Source organism: Cryobacterium ruanii, from assembly GCF_004404055.1.
In the GTDB taxonomy this organism is placed as follows: domain Bacteria; phylum Actinomycetota; class Actinomycetes; order Actinomycetales; family Microbacteriaceae; genus Cryobacterium; species Cryobacterium ruanii.
The window spans coordinates 375,185-394,761 of sequence record NZ_SOHK01000007.1 but is presented as its reverse complement, the minus strand read 5'-3'; the positions used below and the strand labels follow the sequence as shown (position 1 = coordinate 394,761).

18 protein-coding genes are annotated in these 19,577 nt (G+C 65.0%); 9 read left to right on the top strand and 9 right to left on the bottom strand.

What is annotated here, in order from left to right:
- Positions 1-9: 9 nt before the first annotated feature.
- On the top strand, positions 10-1,959 hold the full coding sequence (gene dxs / locus E3T47_RS05290; protein WP_134554917.1) for a 1-deoxy-D-xylulose-5-phosphate synthase: 1,950 nt from the start codon (positions 10-12) through the stop codon (positions 1,957-1,959).
- A gap of 130 nt (positions 1,960-2,089) precedes the next feature.
- Here dxs and E3T47_RS05285 read toward each other — a convergent pair whose 3' ends face one another.
- The 4 genes from E3T47_RS05285 to E3T47_RS05270 all read right to left on the bottom strand — a co-directional run bounded on the left by E3T47_RS05285 (position 2,090) and on the right by E3T47_RS05270 (position 7,388).
- Positions 2,090-4,270, bottom strand: a complete 2,181-nt coding sequence (locus E3T47_RS05285; protein WP_134554915.1) for a 3-hydroxyacyl-CoA dehydrogenase NAD-binding domain-containing protein — start codon at positions 4,268-4,270, stop codon at positions 2,090-2,092.
- Positions 4,267-5,472, bottom strand: a complete 1,206-nt coding sequence (locus E3T47_RS05280) for a thiolase family protein (protein WP_134554913.1) — start codon at positions 5,470-5,472, stop codon at positions 4,267-4,269. Before E3T47_RS05280 ends, E3T47_RS05285 begins: the two co-directional genes overlap by 4 nt.
- 97 nt (positions 5,473-5,569) lie before the next feature.
- A complete protein-coding gene (locus E3T47_RS05275) occupies positions 5,570-6,805 on the bottom strand; it encodes an HRDC domain-containing protein (protein ID WP_134554911.1) in 1,236 nt (411 codons plus the stop codon).
- Complete coding sequence (locus E3T47_RS05270) at positions 6,798-7,388, bottom strand: DUF3000 domain-containing protein (protein ID WP_134554909.1); 591 nt, start codon at positions 7,386-7,388, stop codon at positions 6,798-6,800. The genes E3T47_RS05275 and E3T47_RS05270 overlap by 8 nt, the downstream gene beginning before the upstream one ends.
- A 25-nt stretch (positions 7,389-7,413) precedes the next feature.
- Between E3T47_RS05270 and E3T47_RS05265 the strand changes: the two genes are divergently transcribed.
- Positions 7,414-8,673 carry an alpha/beta hydrolase family protein gene (locus E3T47_RS05265; RefSeq protein ID WP_134554907.1) on the top strand — a complete coding sequence of 420 codons (1,260 nt, stop codon included), beginning with the start codon at positions 7,414-7,416 and terminating at the stop codon, positions 8,671-8,673.
- On the opposite strand, the gene E3T47_RS05260 is transcribed toward E3T47_RS05265, so the two are convergent.
- Together E3T47_RS05260 and E3T47_RS05255 are read right to left on the bottom strand one after the other, a co-directional pair.
- Positions 8,670-9,101, bottom strand: coding sequence for a SufE family protein (locus E3T47_RS05260; protein ID WP_134554905.1), 432 nt, complete (start codon positions 9,099-9,101; stop codon positions 8,670-8,672). The genes E3T47_RS05265 and E3T47_RS05260 overlap by 4 nt on opposite strands.
- The gene (locus E3T47_RS05255) at positions 9,098-9,997 is read right to left on the bottom strand and encodes a sulfurtransferase (RefSeq protein WP_134554904.1); all 900 of its coding nucleotides are present in this window, start codon (positions 9,995-9,997) and stop codon (positions 9,098-9,100) included. Before E3T47_RS05255 ends, E3T47_RS05260 begins: the two co-directional genes overlap by 4 nt.
- Before the next feature lie 155 nt (positions 9,998-10,152).
- On the opposite strand from E3T47_RS05255, the gene zapE reads away from it, so the two are divergent.
- Positions 10,153-11,205, top strand: coding sequence for a cell division protein ZapE (gene zapE / locus E3T47_RS05250; RefSeq protein WP_134554902.1), 1,053 nt, complete (start codon positions 10,153-10,155; stop codon positions 11,203-11,205).
- 156 nt (positions 11,206-11,361) lie between these two features.
- Positions 11,362-12,588 (top strand): ammonium transporter, encoded by a 1,227-nt coding sequence (locus E3T47_RS05245; protein ID WP_134554900.1) that lies wholly within the window; start codon positions 11,362-11,364, stop codon positions 12,586-12,588.
- 187 nt (positions 12,589-12,775) lie between these two features.
- On the opposite strand, the gene E3T47_RS05240 is transcribed toward E3T47_RS05245, so the two are convergent.
- On the bottom strand, positions 12,776-13,957 hold the full coding sequence (locus tag E3T47_RS05240; protein ID WP_134554898.1) for a MarP family serine protease: 1,182 nt from the start codon (positions 13,955-13,957) through the stop codon (positions 12,776-12,778).
- Positions 13,958-14,124: 167 nt separating this feature from the next.
- Between E3T47_RS05240 and E3T47_RS05235 the strand changes: the two genes are divergently transcribed.
- Positions 14,125-14,880: a YqjF family protein gene (locus E3T47_RS05235; protein ID WP_241981952.1), complete on the top strand. Its 756-nt coding sequence runs from the start codon at positions 14,125-14,127 to the stop codon at positions 14,878-14,880.
- A gap of 34 nt (positions 14,881-14,914) precedes the next feature.
- Positions 14,915-15,457: a hypothetical protein gene (locus tag E3T47_RS05230; RefSeq protein WP_134554895.1), complete on the top strand. Its 543-nt coding sequence runs from the start codon at positions 14,915-14,917 to the stop codon at positions 15,455-15,457.
- A 13-nt stretch (positions 15,458-15,470) separates the two neighbouring features.
- Here the strand turns inward: E3T47_RS05230 and E3T47_RS05225 are convergent, their stop codons facing one another.
- Positions 15,471-16,124 (bottom strand): SDR family oxidoreductase, encoded by a 654-nt coding sequence (locus tag E3T47_RS05225; RefSeq protein WP_134554893.1) that lies wholly within the window; start codon positions 16,122-16,124, stop codon positions 15,471-15,473.
- A gap of 70 nt (positions 16,125-16,194) precedes the next feature.
- Positions 16,195-16,902: a M50 family metallopeptidase gene (locus E3T47_RS05220; protein WP_134554891.1), complete on the bottom strand. Its 708-nt coding sequence runs from the start codon at positions 16,900-16,902 to the stop codon at positions 16,195-16,197.
- A 529-nt stretch (positions 16,903-17,431) separates the two neighbouring features.
- Here E3T47_RS05220 and E3T47_RS05215 point away from each other — a divergent pair.
- The 3 genes from E3T47_RS05215 (at position 17,432) to E3T47_RS05205 (ending at position 18,778) form a co-directional block, all read left to right on the top strand.
- The gene (locus E3T47_RS05215) at positions 17,432-17,848 is read left to right on the top strand and encodes a hypothetical protein (RefSeq protein ID WP_134554889.1); all 417 of its coding nucleotides are present in this window, start codon (positions 17,432-17,434) and stop codon (positions 17,846-17,848) included.
- A gap of 261 nt (positions 17,849-18,109) precedes the next feature.
- Positions 18,110-18,454 carry a hypothetical protein gene (locus E3T47_RS05210; RefSeq protein WP_134554888.1) on the top strand — a complete coding sequence of 115 codons (345 nt, stop codon included), beginning with the start codon at positions 18,110-18,112 and terminating at the stop codon, positions 18,452-18,454.
- Positions 18,455-18,508: 54 nt separating this feature from the next.
- Entirely contained in the window at positions 18,509-18,778 is a 270-nt protein-coding gene (locus tag E3T47_RS05205; protein ID WP_134554886.1) for a hypothetical protein, read from the top strand.
- Positions 18,779-19,577: the final 799 nt, after the last annotated feature.

Sequence of the window (19,577 nt, the reverse complement as noted above, 5' to 3'; positions counted from 1 at the left end):
GTGTGACGGATGATCCTTCTGGAGACGATTCACGGTCCGCGGGACCTCGATGGTCTCTCGAAAGGGCAGCTGCCTCAGTTGGCCGCCGAGATCCGCTCCTTTCTGGTGCGGGAGATTTCCAAGACCGGTGGGCACCTGGGGCCAAACCTCGGCGTCGTTGAGCTGACCATCGCCATCCACCGGGTTTTTCACTCGCCGGTCGACGCGATCGTTTTCGACACCGGTCACCAGTCCTACGTGCACAAGCTGCTCACCGGACGCCAGGACTTCAGCAAGCTCCGCCAGTTGGACGGGCTCGCCGGGTACCCGCAGCGCTCCGAATCCGAACACGACATCGTCGAAAGCTCGCACGCCTCGAGCTCGCTGTCCTGGGCCGACGGTATCTCCCGGGCGTTCGAGATGACCGGCCAGAACGACCGGCATGTCGTTGCCGTCGTCGGCGACGGCGCCCTCACCGGCGGCATGACCTGGGAAGCCCTCAACAACATCAGCGATGACAATACGCGCAAGCTCATCATCGTGGTCAACGACAACGGTCGGTCCTACGCACCGACCATCGGCGGCATGGCCCGTTTTCTCAACACCATCCGAACCCGGGCCAGCTATCGGGATGCCTACCTCACCAGCAAGGACGTGTTCGACCGCCTCGGCGCCCCCGGCCGGGCCGTCTGGCGCGGTGTGCGTGGCGGCATGCACGGCTTCCTGGCCCGCGTCACCAACAATGAGGCGCTGTACTCCAACCTCGACATCAAGTACATCGGCCCCATCGACGGGCACGACGTACACGCGTTGGAAGAGGCTCTGGCCCAGGCGAGGGGGTACGGTGCGCCGGTCATCGTGCACGCCATCACCCAAAAGGGCAAGGGCTACGACCCGGCCGTGCAGGACGTCGCCGACCAGTTCCACGCGGTCGGTCAGATCGACCCCGAAACCGGCGAATCCGTCGAAGAGCCGGGCGCAGTATCGTGGACGTCGGTGTTCGCCGACGAACTGCTTCGCCTGGCGACCGAGAACGAGCGTATCGTCGCCATTACCGCCGCCATGCTGCGACCGACCGGGCTGCACAAGATGGCCGAACGGTTCCCGTCGCGCGTGCACGACGTGGGGATCGCTGAACAACACGCCGTCACGAGCGCGGCCGGGCTCGCTTTCGGTGGCCTGCACCCCGTCGTCGCGCTCTATGCGACCTTCATCAACCGGGCCTTCGACCAGGTGCTCATGGACGTCGCTCTGCATAATGCCGGCGTCACCTTCGTGCTCGACCGCGCCGGGGTCACCGGGCCCGACGGCCCCAGCCACCACGGCATGTGGGACCTCGCCATTTTGCAGGTCGTGCCGAACATTCGTTTGGCCGCACCGCGCGACTCGGTACGTCTGCGTGAAGAACTGGCCGAGGCCGTCGTCGTCGATGACGGCCCGACCGTGCTGCGCTTCCCCAAGGGCAGCGTCGGGCTGGAGTTCGAAGCGATTCGCCGCCTCGACGACGGCGTCGACGTGTTGCAGGAAGCGACCCAGGCCGACGTCCTCATCGTCACGGTCGGACCGATGGCGGCGATGGGTCTCGACGTGGCCGACCGTCTCGCAGCGCAGGGTATCGGCGCGACCGTCGTCGACCCGCGCTGGGTGGTTCCGGTGCCGCGCAGCATCATCGCCCTCGCGGCTGCCCACCGCATCGTCGTCACGATCGAAGACGGTATCCGGGTGGGCGGTATCGGCACGCGCATCCGCCAGGACTTGCGCGAGGCCGGAGTTGACACGGCGGTGACCGAACTGGGCCTGCCAGACCAGTTCCTCGATCACGGCACACGCGCTCAGATTCTCGAGCGGGTCGGTCTGACCCCGCAGGCGATCGCCCGCGACGTGGTCGCCATGGTGCTCGGCAGCAAGATTCCCAATGCCAGGCCGCTGCCCGCCGACCACACCGACACCGGGTCCATCCGGGTGACCCGCCGCGACTAGCCCCATCCACGCCATCGTCCCGTCCCCGTCCAGAACACTGACGGGGCCCGGGGCCCGAACACGGGCTCAGTCTATAGACTGGGCCCGTGTTCGTAGGGTGGGCCCGGTCGATGACCGGGCCGCGTTCTCGCTAACTTTGAGCGGATGCCGCCCCTACGGCAGCCCCGATGCCGCGAATGGGCGGGGTGTGGAACGTGCCGCCGAACACCCGGTCGCTTGCGCCGACCCGGTCGAGGTACGGGGTGATCCCGCCCATCTGGAACGGCCAGCCGGCGCCGAGGATCATACACAGGTCGATGTCTTCGGCCGCGTGCACAACTTGCGTCTCGAGCATCCGCTTGATCTCGTCGGCGAGGCCGTCTTCGACCCGCTGCAGAATCTGCTCGGCCGTCATCGGCGTGGTGCCGCCGCCGACGATTTTCAGCGCCCCCTTGTCGAATCCGGTGCGGCGGCCCTTGCCGTCGCGCTCGAGAATCTTGCCGTGCTCAGCGAGCCTGTGCAGGTTGTCGCTTTCGAAGAACCGCTCGGGGAAGGCGGCGTGGTGCGTGTCGAGTACGTGAGCCCCCACGGTGAGGCCGACGAGCTCGAGCAGTTCGAACGGGGTCATCGGAAGCCCGAACGGCGCCACAGCGGCCTCGACGACCTCGAACGAAGTACCGGTGTCGACGGCGTGCATGGCTTCACCGAGCAGCTTGGCGAGAACCCGGTTGACCACGAAGCCGGGGGTGTCCCGGGTGATGACCGCGTTCTTCCGCAGTTTGCCGGCGACGACCATGGCGGTGGCGAGCGTGACCTCGTCGGTCTGCGGGGTGTTGACCACCTCGATCAACGGCATCACCGCCACCGGGTTGAAGAAGTGAAACCCGACCAGGCGTTCCGGATGCTCGAGCTTCGAGCCGATCTGCTCGACCGAAAGCGACGAGGTGTTGGTGGCCAGAATGGCCTCGGGCGAGATGAACTTCTCGATTTCAGCGAACACGGATCGCTTCACATCGAGTTCCTCGAAGACGGCCTCGATCACCCAGTCGGCGTCGGAGAACAACGCTTTGTCGGTCGTGCCGGTGACCAGAGCGCGTAGCCGGTTGGCTTCGTCGGGGGAGATGCGGTTCTTGGACTGCAGGGCGGCTATCTCGTCGTGAATGTACGCAACGCCCTTGTCGACGCGGGCCTGGTCGAGGTCGGTGATGACGACCGGCACCTTGAGGCGGCGCACGAAGAGCAGGGCGAACTGGCTGGCCATGAGGCCGGCACCGATCACGCCGACCTTGGTGATCGGCCGGGCCAGCGCCTTGTCCGGCGCTCCGGCGGGGCGCTTGGCGCGCTTCTGCACGAGGTTGAAGGCGTAGATGCTGGCCTGCAACTGGTCGCCGGTGATGAGGCCGGCGAGGGCCTCGTCCTCGCGCTGGAAACCCTCGGCGCGCGTGCCGCTCTTGGCAGCCTGCAGCAGGTCCAGCGCCACGTAAGGCGACTTGGCGACCTCGCCGATGCTGGTCACGAGCATTTTTCGGGCGATGCCGACTGCGACGTCCCACTTGACGAGGCGCTCGACCTTACCGGGCGCGTTCGGGCGGGATACCTTGGTGGTGCCGGCGATGACCCCGTCGGCCCAAATAATAGAGTCCTCGAGGAACCGTGCCGACGTGAACATGATGTCCGCGATGCCGAGCCGGAGGGCATCCGCTCCGCTGAGCGTGCGGTTGTTCTTGAGCGGGTTCTCGATGATCACCTTGAGGGCGTTTTCGATGCCGATCAGGTTCGGCAGCAGGTAGGAGCCGCCCCAGCCGGGGATCAGGCCAAGGAACACCTCGGGCAGTGCGATCGCGGGCACGGCCGCGTCGACCGTTCGGTAGTTGGCATTGAGGCCGATCTCCAGGCCGCCCCCGAGAGCGAGCCCGTTGATGAACACGAAGGACGGCACGCCCAGGGTGTCGAGCTTGCCGAGCGCGTGGTGGCCGAGCTGGCTGAGCAATTTGCCCGCCTCGAGCGACGGAATCTCCGCGACCTTGCTGAGGTCCGCACCTGCGGCGAGGATGAACGGCTTGCCGGTGACGGCGACGCCGTGGATCTCGCCGCGCCCGGCGCGGGCGGTCAGCTCGTCCATGGTCGCCGCGAATTCCAGCAGGGTGACCGGCCCGAGCGTATTCGGCCGGGTGTGGTCGCGGCCGTTGTCGAGGGTGACCAGGGCCAGGGTGCGGCCGGCCGTGAGTGGCACGTCGCGCACGAAGGAGTGCGTGACGACCTCGTCGCCGGAGATCGCGACGAGTGCGCTGAAGTCGAGGGAGTTGTAGTCAGTTGTGCTCGTGTTCGTCATCGCTTGGTTGCCTTCTTGTTGAAGTGCGGGTTTTCCCAGATCACGGTGCCGCCCTGGCCGAGGCCGATGCACATGGCGGTGAGGCCGTAACGCACCTGGGGGTGCGTCTCGAACTGGTGGGCTAGCTGGTTCATCAGGCGAACGCCCGACGAGGCGAGCGGATGCCCTAGCGCGATCGCTCCGCCATATTGGTTCACTCGGGGATCTTCATCATCGATGCCGAAATGGTCCAAAAAGGAGATAACCTGCACGGCGAAGGCTTCGTTGAGCTCGAACAGGCCGATGTCGGTGATCGACAGGCCGGCCTTGCGCAGCGCCTTTTCGGTGGAGGGCACGGGGCCGAGTCCCATGACCTCGGGCTCCACCCCGGCGAAGGCGAAGCTCGTCATGGTCATTTTCACGCCCAGCCCAAGTTCCCTGGCCGTGGCGCCGCTGGCGAGCAGGCAGGCCGAGGCGCCGTCGTTGAGGCCGGAAGCGTTGCCGGCCGTGACGCGGCCGTGCGAACGGAACGGGGTGCGCAGCGTGCTGAGTCCTTCGAGGGTGGTCTCGGGGCGCGGCGCTTCATCGCGGGTCGCGAGGCCCCAGCCCGATTCGCTGCGTGTGGCCACAGGAATCAGATCGGGCTGGATGTTGCCGGCTTCATAGGCCGCGGCGACCTTCTGCTGGCTGCGCAGCGCGAACCGGTCCGAACGTTCCTTGGTATACGAAGGAAACCGGTCGTGAATGCGTTCGGCGGTGGCGCCCATGTTGAGAGCGTCCTCGCTCACGAGCTTCTCGGACAGGAACCGCGGGTTCGGGTCTGCCCCGAAACCCATCGGGTGGCGGCCCATGTGCTCGACGCCGCCGGCGATGGCGAGGTCATAGGCGCCGAAACCGATCGAGGATCCCATCATGGTCACGGCCGTCATCGCCCCGGCGCACATACGGTCGATCGCGAAACCGGGAACGGATTTCGGCAGTCCGGCGAGCAGTGCGGCCGTTCGCCCGAGCGTCAGTCCCTGGTCACCTGTCTGGGTCGTGGCCGCGATCGCGACGTCGTCGATGCGTTCCGGCGGCACGCCCGGATTGCGTTCCATCAGGCCGATAATCGCTTTGACCACGAGGTCATCGGCCCGGGTGTTCCAGTACATGCCCTTTTCGCCGGCGCGTCCGAACGGGGTTCGAACCCCGTCCACAAAGACGACTTCTGCTCTCTCGGCCACAATGCCTCCCGTACGTCAAACAGGTCCGGAGCGGCCTGTTAGGTCTGCACCGATCCTAGGGTGGCTCAAATGGGCCTCTCGAATCGTTTGCCGGTTTCTACGACTCGTGATCCGGCAGGGGATCGGCCATTTGTGGAATTTCTACAAAAGCATCCGCTATTAATTGTGCAGTCACGTCAACTTGCCAGCGGCGGGCCCCTAAAGTGGCCAGCGCTTCCCCAAGGGATGCCGCATCCGCCGGCTCCGGCGGCGCCCACGCCACCCGGCGCAGGTAATCCGGCGTCAGCAGATTCTCCAGCGGAATCTTGCGTTCGTCGGTGACCGTCTGCAGTGCGGCGCGGGCTGCCTTGTAGCGCACATCGGCCTCCGGGTTACGGTCCGCCCAGGCCCGCGGCGGCGGCAGGGTGTCATTGCTGGCCTTGAGCGCGGGCAGGTCGGCGGTGGCCCGCCCGCGCTGGATCGCACTCCACCAGCGGTCTAATTCGTTGCGGCTTGCCCGACCGTTGAACTCACGCAGGTCGCTCAGCGCCTGGCGCGTGGCCGGCAGCACGCGGGCGGCGGCGAGCAGGGAGGCATCCGGAATGAGCCGCCCGGGGGAGACGTCAACCTCGCGGGCGAATTCGTCGCGGGCCAGCCACAATTCACGCGCGACGGCCAGATTGCGCTGGCCGTGCAGTGAGTGGATGCCCGACAGTCGCCGCCACGGGTCCACGCGGGCAGCCTTGGCCTGCTTCGCGAGGGTCGCAGCGAACTCCTGGTCGGCAATGTCGGTCTTGTCGGATTCCACGAGCAGGTCGACCATCTGGTCGCGTAGGTCGGGCAGCAGCTCTACGTCGAGGGCGGCGTAGACCAGCCAGGATTCGGGCAGCGGCCGGGTCGACCAGTTCGCGGCTGAGTGTTCCTTGGCGAGGTGGATCCCGAGCAGCTCTTCCACGACGGTGCCGAGGCCGACCCGCGGAAGGCCGAGCAGCCGGGCGGCGAGCTCGGTGTCGAAGATGCGTGCCGGGTCGAGTCCGACCTCCCGAAGGCAGGCGAGATCCTGGCTCGCCGCGTGCAAAATCCAGTCCACATCGGCGAGGGCATCGTTCAACTCGCTGAAGTCACCGATCGGCGGCGGGTCGAACAGAAAGGTACCGGCACCGCGGCGATAGATCTGGATCAGGTACGCGCGTTGCGAGTAGGTGAAACCGGATGCTCGTTCCGCGTCGACCCCGACCGGCCCGTTGCCGGCAGCCAGGGCGGCCGTCGCGGCGAGGTAGGCCTCGCGGGTGTCGATGACGCGGTGAGCGACGGGCGCTGCAACGAGATTCTGATGGGACTGCGATTCAGCCACGGGCTGCTCGGCGTGCTGACAACATGCTGACTCCTTCCCCAGCGGGAGGGAGTCCGGCGAGCATGCAGAGCAGCTCGCCCCACCCCTCGACGTGGGCGGTGAGATTGTGATCCAGGGGTGTCCACGACGCGCGCAGCTCAATCTGCGCGCCATCTCCCTGTTTGGCGAGTTCGCCAAAGCCTGACGAGATTATTTTAGTCGCCGTTCCGGAGGCCGCGGTGTACGTGGCCTTGCGGGAGTCCAGGGCATCGACGAGCCAGGCCCAGGTGACCTCCGCCAGGAACGGGTCCAACCCGATCTCCACCTCGAGCGGCGCCTGCGCGAAACACACCACGCGGAAGGCGCCGTTCCAGCCTTCGGGTTCCTCCGGGTCGTAGAGCAGAATGAAGCGGCCGGTTCCCAGGTCGGAATCGCTGCCGTGCCGCACCGGCGCGATATTGGCAGCGAGGGCGATGGCGTACGGTGCCAGCTGGGCGGGCGCGGCAATCTCGGTGACGACTAATTCGGCCCGATTAGTGGCGCGGCGAATCGCGGTCAACGCCGCGGCGAACTCCGCGGGAAGCGATTGATCTGTTTCGGGCACGTCTGCAGACTAGAGTTTTTTCTGGATGTTGTCCGTGAGGCACGCCGACCAGCCGGAGGTGCACATGCACGACTCACAGGCCCCAAACAGACGTCAACCGGGTGTTCTGCAAGCGGTTCTGGGTGTCACGGGCATCAGCGTCGCCAGCTTTGCCCTGGCCCTCGTCGGCGCGGCCGGCGTTCTCTCGGCGGTCATGGCGAAGACCATCGTCACCCCTCCGACCAAGCGCGAGGATGACACCCGCGTGTTCGCGGTGGATTTCTATGGGGGCACGGTAACCCTGCAACGCCACCGCGATTCCGTGCTGCCGGGCGACTACAGCTTCTTCTTCAGCGCCGGCGCCGGCCACGCCCGGGTCGGAGAGATCATCACGCGCACCGCGACCACCGTCACCCGGCGTCTCCTCGGCGTTGACTACGGCGATTTGGCGGCCGCGCGGCGTGGCCGGTTCAGCGGCTGGCTCTACACGGGTCCGGCCGATCTCGGTGTCGAGTGGAGCGACGTCACCATTCCCACCCCCGTCGGCCCGGCCCCCGCCTGGCTCATTCCAGCGGATGCCGCAGCACCCGCCGGCGCTGCGCCCGGCCGGCCCTGGGTGATCCAGGTACATGGCCGGGCGGTGCGCCGAGAGGAGGCGTTGCGGGCGGTGCCGGTGTTTCGTGCGGCGGGCTATGCCTCGCTGCTCGTGTCGTACCGCAACGATGGCGACGCCCCGGCCAGCAGCGACGGGCGATACGGCCTCGGCGACACCGAATGGCCGGACGTAGCGGCAGCGATCGACTATGCCGCCGCTCGAGGGGCCACGAGCATCGTGTTGATGGGCTGGTCGATGGGTGGTGCCGTGGTGCTGCAGGCCCTGACCCGGGAACGCCACGCTGACCTGATCGTCGGTGTGGTGTTGGACTCTCCTGTGATCGACTGGGCCGACGTCGTCGCGGCGCAGGCCATCGACCGCAGACTCCCGCGGTCGATTGCGCGCGGAGCCATGCTCCTGATGGGGTCACGCTGGGGTGCCCGCGTCACCGGTCAGGCTGCCCCGATCGACTTCGGTCGGCTGGACTTCGTCTCCCGCGCCGGTGACCTGCATCGGCCCGTCCTGCTGCTGCACAGCTACGATGACGGTTTCGTTCCGGCCACCGGATCGCGCCGATTGGCGAACCGGCGGCCCGACATCGTGACCTTTGTCGATTTTGCCGAAGCCCGGCACACCAAGCTCTGGAACTATGACCCCACCCGGTGGAACGCCGAGATCGGGGCCTGGTTGGCGCGACTGCCAGCGGTCTAGGCGAGGCGTTCCCGAAGCTGGCGTTTGGCCCGGCCGAGCATGGCACTCATGCCGCGCAGGCGCAGCGGCGAGACGGCTTCGCTGAGACCGATCGACTGCGGATAGTCATCGGCGACGGCCAGCACCTGTTCTGCGGTCAGGCCGTCGAGGCCTTGGGCGAGAATGGACGCGAACCCGCGGGTGGTCGGCGACTCGCGTGGAGCCGTCGCGTGCAGGTGGAACGCGCCGGCGGTATCCACTTCGACAAAGATGAACACCGGCGACTGGCATTCGACGACACGCTCGAGCAGATCGGGATGGTCCTGAAACTTCTGCGGGAGTTCCGGCAGTTCGTTGGCGAACTCGAGCAGCAGCAGCAGGCGGTCCTTTTGCTCCAGGGCGAGAAAGTCCTCGCGAATTTCCGTCAGAGAGTCCGGAAGTGCGCTCATCGCTGCGGCGCCGCACCGGGTTCGGTGCCGACGGCGATCGGCACGGCGACGGCATTGCCCCACTCGGTCCAGGATCCGTCGTAGTTGCGCACATTCTCGAAGCCGAGCAGGTGGGTCAGTACGAACCAGGTGTGGCTAGACCGTTCGCCGATGCGGCAATAGGCGATCACGTCGTCGCCGTCGGCCAGGCCGGCCTCCGTGCGATAGATGGCGTCGAGTTCGGAGCGTGTCCGAAAAGTGGAGTCGGTGGCTGCGGCACGGGCCCAGGGCACCGACGCGGCAGTCGGAATATGGCCACCGCGCAGGGCGCCTTCTTCGGGGTACGCGGGCATCGTCGTACGGGCGCCGCTGTATTCCTCCTCGGAGCGCACATCGATGAGCGGATTACCGAAGTGGGCGAGAACGTCGTTCTTGAAGGCGCGAATCGGTGCATCGTTGCGGGGGATCACCGGGTAGTCGGAGGGGATGACGGGGGAAGCTATCGTTGTGATCTCGCGCCCTTCAGCGAGCCACTTCGTGCGGCCGCCGTCGAGCAGGCGAACGTCGGCGTGGCCGAACAGGGTGAAAACCCAGAGGGCATAGGCGGCCCACCAGTTGCTCTTATCGCCGTAGATGATCACGGTGCTGTCGCGGGTGATTCCCTTGCTGCTCATCAGGGCGGCGAATGCTGCGCCGTCGATGTAGTCGCGGTTGACCTTGTCGTTGAGGTCGGTGTGCCAGTCGATTTTCACGGAGCCCTCGATGTGTCCGACTTCGTACAGCAAGACGTCTTCGTCGGATTCGACCACGACCACTCCGGCGTCACCGTGGTGTTCGGCCAGCCACTCGGTCGAAACCAGAGTAGAGGGGTGGGCGTAAGCGGCAAACTTCTGGGTGGGGTCGCTCGGAACGGTCATGGTACCTCCAGGTGGACCGGGATGCATACGGATTCGGGTTGACCGCGGATTAGGCTTATCGGGCCCACCATTTCAATCTACGCGGTGCTGGCACCCAGCGCATTTGCAAGACTCTGCGCATTCACAGCACGAAGACCGAGAACGGGCGTTTCAGCATGGCACCAGAGGCTCACCAGAAGGCACACCACACGGTTCCGCAACTGGCCGGCCGCTCCCCGAGTATCACGGGCCGGGAAATTGTCGCCGAGCTGGTACCGCCGCCTCAGTTTGAACACGCCTCGTTCGAGAATTACCGACCCGATCATGACTACCCGTCCCAGGTAGCGGCCGTTGAGAAGCTGCAGGAATTCGTGAACCCCCGGCCGGCGGGATTCTTCTCGCGCCGGCGCCAGGCCAAGGACGACCTGCCCGGCATCTATCTCGACGGTGGGTTCGGGGTGGGCAAGACGCACCTGCTCGCCGCGCTCTGGCACGCCGCGACCGGCCCGAAATACTTCGGTACCTTCATCGAGTACACCGCCCTCGTCGGGGCGCTCGGCTATCAGGAGACCATCAAGGAGCTGCGCAGCGCGAAGCTCATCTGCATCGACGAGTTCGAGCTCGATGATCCGGGCGACACCATGGTGATGACTCGGCTGCTCGGTGAACTCGTCGCCACCGGCACCCGCGTCGCCGCCACGTCGAACACCCCGCCGAATTCGCTCGGCGAGGGCCGGTTCGCCGCCCAGGACTTTTTGCGCGAGATCTCGGCCATGAGTGCGAACTTCGAGACCGTGCGTATCGACGGCCTCGACTATCGGCGTCGCAACGTCACCGGCCAGGCCGTTGCGGTGGAGCCCGAGGCGCGTGAGCACCTGGTCAACACGCTGCTCGGTCGCGGTTCGAAGGTGACCGAGGATGACTTCGGTGCCCTGATTCGTCACCTGGGCACGGTGCACCCGTCGAAGTACGTCAAGGTCATTCGCGACGTCGAGGTCATCGCCCTGCGTGGCGTCTTCCTGCTGACCGACCAGTCGGATGCCCTCCGCCTGGTGGCGTTCATCGACCGGGTTTACGACGCGGAGATTCCGATCGTCGCCAGTGGGCGCCCGCTCAACGAGGTGTTCGACGATGAGATGATGGCCGGCGGGTATCGCAAGAAGTACCAGCGGTCGCAGTCACGCATGGTCGCCCTCACCACGGGAGAATTGCCGCCGCACACCGACTGACTCCGAAACGCGGCGTTAACAATTCGCAAGAGCTCGTAACCGGTACGAAACACGTCGGAACGTTTGTTGTAACAGTCACCTCGGATACTGGATTCGTATCCGAGGTGGCTCGCCTCGCGGTACACCCTGCACACTCGAGACGCGTGAGGACAATCTATGGATACCGGAAGCATTGCATGGGGGTTGACAGCCACCGCACTGGTGTTATTCATGACACCGGGTGTCGCCTTCTTCTATGGCGGCCTGGTCAAGGCCAAGAGCGTCATCAGCATGATGATGATGAGTTTTGGGGCACTCGGCCTGATCAGCGTCCTGTGGATTCTCTACGGCTTCAACATGAGCGCCGTCAGCAACACCACTGACTTCGCCGGTAACCCCTTCTCCGACTTCGGTCTGGGCCAGCTTGCTATGGGCGAGACCGGCAGCATCGATCTTCTCGGCGCCACCTATGGGGCGACCTTCGCCATCATCACCGTCGCACTGATCAGCGGGGCCGTCGCCGACCGGGCGAAGTTTGGATCCTGGATGATCTTTGCCGGCGTCTGGGCGACGCTCGTCTACTTTCCGGTCGCGGCCTGGGTCTGGGGTGGCGGCTGGATCCTCAAGCTCGGCGAGACGCTCGGCCTCGGTGACATCGCCGTGATCGACTACGCCGGTGGTACCGCCGTGCACATCAACGCCGGTGCCGCTGCCCTCGCCCTCGCCCTGGTGCTCGGCAAGCGCGTCGGCTTCCAGAAGGGCATCACCAAGCCGCACAACGTGCCGCTCGTACTCATCGGTGCCTCTATTCTCTGGTTCGGCTGGTTCGGCTTCAACGCCGGCGCCGAGTGGGTCAACGGGCTCGCCAATGTCGGTATCATCGTCGTCAACACGCTCGGTGCCGCGGCCGCGGCCATCCTCGCCTGGATGCTCGTCGAGAAGTTCAAAGACGGCAAAGCCACCTCGGTCGGCGCTGCTTCCGGTGCTGTCGCCGGACTGGTCGCCATCACCCCCGCCTGCGCCAACCTCGAGCCCGGCTGGGCACTCCTTCTCGGCGCCGTCGCGGGTGCCGTCTGCGCCCTCGCCGTCGAACTCAAGTTCAAGCTCGGCTTCGACGACTCGCTCGACGTCGTGGGCATCCACCTCGTCGGTGGCATCATCGGCACCCTGTACCTCGGCTTCTTCGCGATCGGCACCGGACTTTTCACCGGCGGCGGCCTCAGCCAGCTTCTGGTCCAGGCCATCGCCGCCTTCGCGGTTCTCGCCTACTCCTTCGTCGTCGCCTATCTGCTCGGGCTCGCGATCGAGAAGACCATCGGCTTCCGCATCAAGAACGAAGACGAGCTGGCCGGGATCGACACCAGTGTCCACGGCGAAGAGGGTTATGCCCTCGAGCGTGTCTAGGTTCTGACGCTCGCCATCCCGTTGGCGGGTTGAGGGCGGTGCGGAAAGCGGGTTCACCTGCTTTCCGTACCGCCCTCTTCCTGTGCCTGCCGGCGCTGTGCCTGCCGGCGCTGTGCCTGCCGGCGCTGTGCCTGCCGGATTGCCGACCGGTTACCGTGGCAGCCGAGAGCAAGCGGATGCCGACGGCTCAGCCGCGAACGCAGGTGCCGGAAGTGACCGGCGCCGATAGGCCGGTCGCCTGGCTGATGACGGGCTGAACCTCGTCGAGCGCGAGGGCGTAGCCGACGTTCTCGGTGTTGCTGGCCTTGGCGAAGATAACGCCGACCACGAGGCCGGATTCACTCAGCAGCGGTCCACCCGACTCGCCCTGCTGCACGTCGGAAGCCAGGGTGTACACCTCTCGGGGCGTCGGATCCTGGCCGTAGATGTCGGCGACGCTGATGGTGCTGATCGAGATGACCTGGGCCGGGTCGGAGACATACGGTCCGCCGTAGGGATATCCATCGGCGACCGCGCCACTACCGGCAGCGAGGTCCTCCCCGACGGTGAGCGGCGCAGTGTCGAGGCCGGGCACCGAAATGACGGCGAGGTCGTCTACCGGGTCGAAATACACGATCTCGCCGGCGAGAGCGACACCCGCCGGCGTCTCAACGACCGGCTGTCCCACCCCTGCGACGACGTGTGCGTTGGTGATGACGCGGCCGTCCGCGACGACGAAACCGCTGCCGGACTGGCTCTGCCCACAGGCGTACGCCGTGCCGGTGATGCGCACGACCGACTGCGCGGCCACGGCGAGTGCTGGGCTGCTCGTGTCGGCCTCGGCGGCATCCGGTGTCGGGCCGGTGAAAGCATCGACGATACGCGGCAGGCCCTGCGTGACGGCCACGGATCGCAGCTGGGCCATGAGCGCCTTGACCGGGTCAGGGGTCAACGAGTCGATTCCGGACACGACGGTGGATGAGGCGATGGCGGGGGAAAGGAACGGAATGCCGAGGGCTCCGATGCTGAACGCCACCATCGATGCCACGAGGGCCGATGCCACGGCGGCAAAAGCCGCCCCGAGCACCCGGTTGATGGCACCGAGTGGAGAACGCTTCTTCCGGCGTCCGACCCTTCCTCCGGCCGAAGCGCCGAGCGAGTGGCCGATGAGCACGAGCAGGATAGCTACCGCGAGGGTGCCAGGGGTGCGCCATTCCGGGGCGGGAATCCAGCCGCCCACGAGGGGAACCACGAAGAAGGCGGCGATTCCGCCGGCCACGGCGCCGACAATGCCGGTGAGGCTCTGCAGCAGTCCGCTGCGGTAGCCGTTGACGAGGGCAATGACCAGGATCAGGATCAGAACGAGATCGAGAATGGTTGAGCCCGGCATCTTTCTCCCTCATCTGGTGTTTTCGCGGTTGTGTCACGACGATGTCGCCTTCTTCATGTTTACACAGGTCGCCTCCGCGATTGCTGGGCAGGCCGTCCCGCCGGCCCGCATTCCAGGGCGATCAACAGGCGCGCGCGCTGCCCAGCGACTACCGTGAAGGAGAGATATTGAAAATCCCGGGAGAGGAAGTCGTGACGAATGCCGAGGCTTATCCCATTTCGGCGATCGCACCGCCCTTGGCCGGGCGTGCTGTGGCGAGCCAGCGCTGGTCGCATTTGGTCTTCCTGCACTGGCGAGTGGACGCTGCGCTGGTCGCGCCGCTCCTGCCCGCCGGCCTCGTCCCCGATGAATATGATGGGTCGAGCTGGGTCGGCTTGATTCCGTTCGTGCTCGATCGCGCCACCGTTCTTGGCAGCCCGCCCATTCCCTACTTCGGATCCTTCGTCGAGGTCAACGTGCGGCTCTATGCCGTAGACGTTCAGGGCCGTCGCGGTGTTGTGTTCGTGTCACTCGAGGCCAGTCGCCTCGCCGCAGTGCTGGCCGCGCGTTCGCTGTTCTCGCTGCCCTATGTGTGGTCTCGCACGCGGCTGCAGGTCGATTCGGGCACGTACCGGTACACCTCGACCCGGCACCGCAACCGCCGCCTGCACACCGACATCCTCGCTCGCCCCGGTTCCGTAGCCGTGACCGACGACCCATTGGCCGATTTTCTGACCGCTCGTTGGGCGCTGTTCACGAACATCCGCGGGCGCACCGTGCATCTGCGTAACCACCACGATCCCTGGCCAGTTTTGCGCGCCGAACTCCTGAGTATCGACGACACGCTGCTGGCTGCCGCGGGTTTCGTCGGCCTCGCCGATCGAGCTCCCGATTCCGTGCTGTATTCGACCGGCGTCACGACCTGGTTCGGGCGTGGAGACTAACTTTAAGACTCATCCACCGACTTAGGAGCAGACCATGGGATTTCTCGACTTCATTCTCGGCCGAAAAGAACAGTCGCCCACCGGGTACCCCGCGCACCGTTCAGGAGGCTCGCCCGCGCGCAGCGACGATGAGATCGCGGTCGAGCGCTACCAATACCTGTTGCGCACGGCACCGCCCGAAACCATCGAGCAGGTGCACACCGAGGCTTTCTCGAAGCTGACCGATGAGCAGCGTGACATTCTCTTTCGCCAGCTCACCGAAAATGTCCCGCCGAGCGAACGACCAGCAGATGCCGCACCGGCCACGCTCGCACAGGCCGCGACCCGGGCCGAACTGCGCGAGCCGGGAACCCTCACCCGGTCGTTCGGCAACCAGAACGGCATGGGTTTCGGCGGCATGATGGGGAGCTCACTGCTTGGCACGGTCGCTGGCTTTGTCATCGGTTCGGCCCTGGTCAGCGCTTTCATGCCGATGGACGGCGGAGGAACGGACGCCGGTGCTGAAGCGAACACCGAAACGAACGCTGACGCGGGAGGCGACGCGGGGGGAGACTCCGGCGGCGACTTCGGCTTTTAAGCCTGCAGAACGGTTAGCGGATAGCGGCGATGGCCTCGTCGATCGGTACGTCGCCGTCGGTGAATTCGATGAACTTGCCCACGGTGTTGTCGCTGGCGAGCACGGCCGCGGCGACGAGCGCCACGTTCTCGCGTGAGGTGTCACGGCTCGGCACATCGGATCCCACAGTGATGGCGCCCGTCGCGACGTTGAGGGTCAGGGTGCTCGGGCCGAGAATGGTCCAGCTCAGCGAGGTGGCGCGCAAATAGTCATCGGCGGCGGCCTTGGCCTCGTAATAGGCGAACATGCCGTCGTCGGGGGAGGCGCCGTGATCGGCGCGTGAGCCCTGGTAGGACACCATCACGTACCGGTAGATGCCGACCTGGGCGGCGGCATTCATGGAGCGAATGGCCGCGTCCCGGTCCACCGCGTAGGTGCGCTCCGCGCTGCCGCCGCCGGCGCCAGCCGACCAGACCACGGCATCCTGTCCGGCCAGTGCGGTCGCGAGCTCGTCTGTGGACAGATTCTCGACGTCCGCGAGCATGGGTGTTGCACCGGTCGCTGCGACGTCGGTGGAGTGAGCCGGGTTGCGAATGAGCGACGTCACTTCGTGACCGTCGGCCGTGAGCAAGCGGGCCAGGTGGAGGGCAACTTTTCCGTGCCCGCCGATGATCGCAATTTTTGTCATGTAACCAACTTTGTCACGGTTAGCTGCGCTTTGTCACGGTTAGCTGCGTGCAGTTCTCAGGTTCCGCCGGTCACACGAAGCCGAGCAACCGTGCGCTCAGCGCCACGCAGGTCAGTTGCACAGCAAGAAAGACACCGACCCAGAAAATACCGGGAATGTGCGTCAACCCGGCCAGCTGGTCGGCGTCCGACGAGGAGCCGGGCCGCCGTGAGCGCGATTGCTGAAGCTCGAGCGACGTGCGCAGCGCACCGAACAGCAGGAACGCCGTGATGAGAAGGGCGAACACCCCCTGAGCCTGCGGCGACCCGAACCAGGAGATTCCGAACACGACGGCGCCGGTCACGGCGACCGACCAGAGCCCGAACCAGTTGCGAATCTGCACGAGCAGCAGGGCGAGCGCGGCGAGCAGCGCCCACAGCAGGCCCACGTCGTAGCCCCGGCTGAGCAGCCAGGCGGCGCCGAGACCGAGCAACCCGGCGGCCGGGTAGCCGGCCAGCAGGGTGAAAATCATGCCGGGGCCGTTCGGACGCCCACGGCTCACGGTCAGCCCGGACGTGTCCGAATGCAAGCGGATACCGCCCAGCCGCCGTCCGCACAGCACCGCGACGACCCCATGGCCGCCTTCGTGCACGATCGTGACGGCGTGACGGGCCAGGCGCCACACCGGCGGAAAGAGCACGATGAGGGCTGCCCCGCCCACGGTCAGCCACGCGGCGAGTGGCTCCAGCGCGGCGTGCGTCGTCGTCATGCGTTGCCAAATATCGATAAGCACGTCCATGTCCTTCAGACTAGGTTGCCCCGTGCGACTATCCGCCTATACCGAGAGCGGGTGACCGGTTGCTCCAGACGCGCTAAGAATCCGTTCATCCGCATTCGCGGCACAGAGTTGGCGTACCGACACGGAGAGCCCCGATTTCTCGGGGCTCTCCGTGAATCATGGTGGGCGATGCGGGACTTGAACCCACGACCTCTTCCGTGTGAAGGAAGATGAGTGTCCTGTTCTTAGGGATAAAAACGCGTAATTACGCGGATGTGAGGTCACTCCACATCACTGGAAACAACTGGTGTGGAAGGAAAGTGTTTGTGTTTTGTTTGTGGTGGGCGGTTTGCACCGACCGCGCATAAAGAGAGCATGGAAGCGACCGACACCCTCGGGCCGTTCGCGAAACTCTTGGCGGAACGGTTTGGTTGGAACAAACAGAAATCGCTCCTGAGGATTCTCAGGAGCGATTTCTGTTTTAAGCGGTACTAGCGTGCGGTTGTGGTGGCGATTCGATGGGTGGGGCTGCGGAGCCTGCGAGAGCCCATTGCTTTCTACGGCGCGGCGCATCGGGCTTCTCCGCGATACCCTGGCCGGCTTTGAGCACGTGCTCATCGTGTCCCGCATTCTCCACGCACGCGGGATACGAACCCTCGTGGTCCTGGGCAATTTCGGTTTCGTCTGGCCCGACCACAACTGTGAAAACGGCGTCGACGTACTGAGCGGACGCCTCGAGTGCCGGGCTCAGACCCTGTATTTCTATTTCGTCGATGGCATCCGTGAAGGCTTCACGCGTCTCAACCAGTTTCCGCTCGCCGATGATGGATTGCGCTGGCTAGGCCCAAGAATCGCCGATATTTTCCTCGGCTGGCGCACGACACTCGCTTCCGGCAAAACGCGTGAGGCGCTGGGCGGGGCGAATTTCAATGATGTCGCTCAGCGTCGCCGAGGTGCATCGTGGTAGCCAGAGGAATCCAACATCCAGGATGCGAAGAGAGTCCATTGAACGCTGGAGCCGAACTCCACTCAGATGGCATTCCAGGTGACGGGCACCTTGCTGGCCATTGAGGTCTGCGAGACGGACAGTCGCGGCGTCTGGTCTTTCCAAGTCCCCAAGGCGACGGCGCAGCCCCAGAATTCCACCGTCATTCAAAACATCAACCGATGCCGAACGTACTCAACGTCGATATTAAGCCCGGCCGAAAGTTAAACGGAGGAGAACCCTATGAAAACCGTCGAAAGACTCAGCGGCGACGAAGACGGTGTTTGGCGCGTCACGACAGTTGGCAGCAGCTACATCGTGAATCTCCAGCGCGGCATAGTCACCCACCTCCCGGGTGTCGGCAGCAACCCGACCATCAAGGACTTGGAACGGCCGCTACGCACCCTTGACGCATGCATGGTCGGCGAGGCGGGCTATTGGACCATGGAATCCGACGACTTCTTCACTGATTTCTTTGGGCATCACACCATCACCATCCAGCGCATCGAACTACTCACCGGAATGGAGCTCGGCAAGGCAGCCAGAGAAGTTGCACTTCAAAACATCAATGCCATGGACGGACCGTAAGCGGTGACCGATGTCGCGGCGATGCTGAATTTTGGTGAGGACAGAGTGACGGAGATGCTCGCAACAGGCCAGCTCCTCGGACTCATCTGGAAGGAGGGAATCGTGTTCCCAAGCTGCCAATTTGGACGCGACCCAAACCAGGTCGCCACCCTAGTGCGGCCGCTCATCGCAGCTGCTGTCGACCTGGACTACTCGGGTTTCGGACTGACTTTCTGGCTCTACTCGCCGACGACGTATTTCGGTGGCGGCCCACCGGTGAGCTACATTGGCCAACCCGAACGGCTCGTTGAAGTTTTCCGAACCCATGCGGGCAGCGAGTGGTGACGGGTCAGTCGTACACCGCGAAGAAGCGACTCGACGTTTTTTAGCTATTCACCCTCGCTCCACACATCCGAAGGATTAGCTGAGCATTGGTGAGAAGCTACCTCTTACCCAGCCCTGGAGAACCGCCGCCGACTATCGACTCAACCCACCTCTTCTTCTTTGGGTCGGGCGCTGACTTGCGTTTGGGCACGGGTCCACGTTCAAGGTTCTATTTCTTGCGAGCGGCCGCCTCGGCTTCGTAAATTCGTCCGGATTCAATCGACGCCTGTCGGCGTGATTCCAATGACTTTGCTTTGCCGACTCTTCCCGGCTTCGTGATGCCGCGGGGAACAGTCGGTCTTGGTGTCGACGCTTTCAGTTCGCGTGCTTGAACTATGTTCCACCACTGACGGAATGGAGCTACGGACCCGACGAGTCGCCGTCGAACAGGCGGCTTCGGCGCTAAGACCTTTCGAGACGCCCAAAGTAACTCGCGGTCTTGACCTGCCTTGGTCGCTGGCGAACGGCGTTCTCGACGAGCCTCCCTAGCGGTCCGCCTGTTCCTGCGCAGCGACCTCCACCATTCTCGTGGGCCGTCATCACCTGTGTGGTGCTTACCGTGGCAGTTTGGTCGCAGACCGGACAAGTCGCTCGCATCGTTGAAGGTCCTCTCGTGTGGTTGCACGATATTGGTTACCTCTGACACAACCGCCCTGATTCGCGTCAGTTGATGACGAACGCGCGCGTCGAAGCGCCCGTGAGCCGCGTCGTGGCCGTAGTGTCGGCCCGACTCGCTAGGGTGAAGGTGAGGCGTGGTTGT

What these genes read in the sequence shown, in the direction of transcription:
- dxs (WP_134554917.1), top strand. Translation starts at nt 10, where the DNA reads ATGATCCTTCTGGAGACGATTCACGGTCCGCGGGACCTCGATGGTCTC.
- E3T47_RS05285 (WP_134554915.1), bottom strand. Translation starts at nt 4,270, where the DNA reads ATGACGAACACGAGCACAACTGACTACAACTCCCTCGACTTCAGCGCA.
- E3T47_RS05265 (WP_134554907.1), top strand. Translation starts at nt 7,414, where the DNA reads ATGTTGTCCGTGAGGCACGCCGACCAGCCGGAGGTGCACATGCACGAC.
- E3T47_RS05260 (WP_134554905.1), bottom strand. Translation starts at nt 9,101, where the DNA reads ATGAGCGCACTTCCGGACTCTCTGACGGAAATTCGCGAGGACTTTCTC.
- E3T47_RS05255 (WP_134554904.1), bottom strand. Translation starts at nt 9,997, where the DNA reads ATGACCGTTCCGAGCGACCCCACCCAGAAGTTTGCCGCTTACGCCCAC.
- zapE (WP_134554902.1), top strand. Translation starts at nt 10,153, where the DNA reads ATGGCACCAGAGGCTCACCAGAAGGCACACCACACGGTTCCGCAACTG.
- E3T47_RS05245 (WP_134554900.1), top strand. Translation starts at nt 11,362, where the DNA reads ATGGATACCGGAAGCATTGCATGGGGGTTGACAGCCACCGCACTGGTG.
- E3T47_RS05240 (WP_134554898.1), bottom strand. Translation starts at nt 13,957, where the DNA reads ATGCCGGGCTCAACCATTCTCGATCTCGTTCTGATCCTGATCCTGGTC.
- E3T47_RS05230 (WP_134554895.1), top strand. Translation starts at nt 14,915, where the DNA reads ATGGGATTTCTCGACTTCATTCTCGGCCGAAAAGAACAGTCGCCCACC.
- E3T47_RS05225 (WP_134554893.1), bottom strand. Translation starts at nt 16,124, where the DNA reads ATGACAAAAATTGCGATCATCGGCGGGCACGGAAAAGTTGCCCTCCAC.
- E3T47_RS05220 (WP_134554891.1), bottom strand. Translation starts at nt 16,902, where the DNA reads ATGGACGTGCTTATCGATATTTGGCAACGCATGACGACGACGCACGCC.
- E3T47_RS05210 (WP_134554888.1), top strand. Translation starts at nt 18,110, where the DNA reads ATGAAAACCGTCGAAAGACTCAGCGGCGACGAAGACGGTGTTTGGCGC.
- E3T47_RS05205 (WP_134554886.1), top strand. Translation starts at nt 18,509, where the DNA reads ATGCTCGCAACAGGCCAGCTCCTCGGACTCATCTGGAAGGAGGGAATC.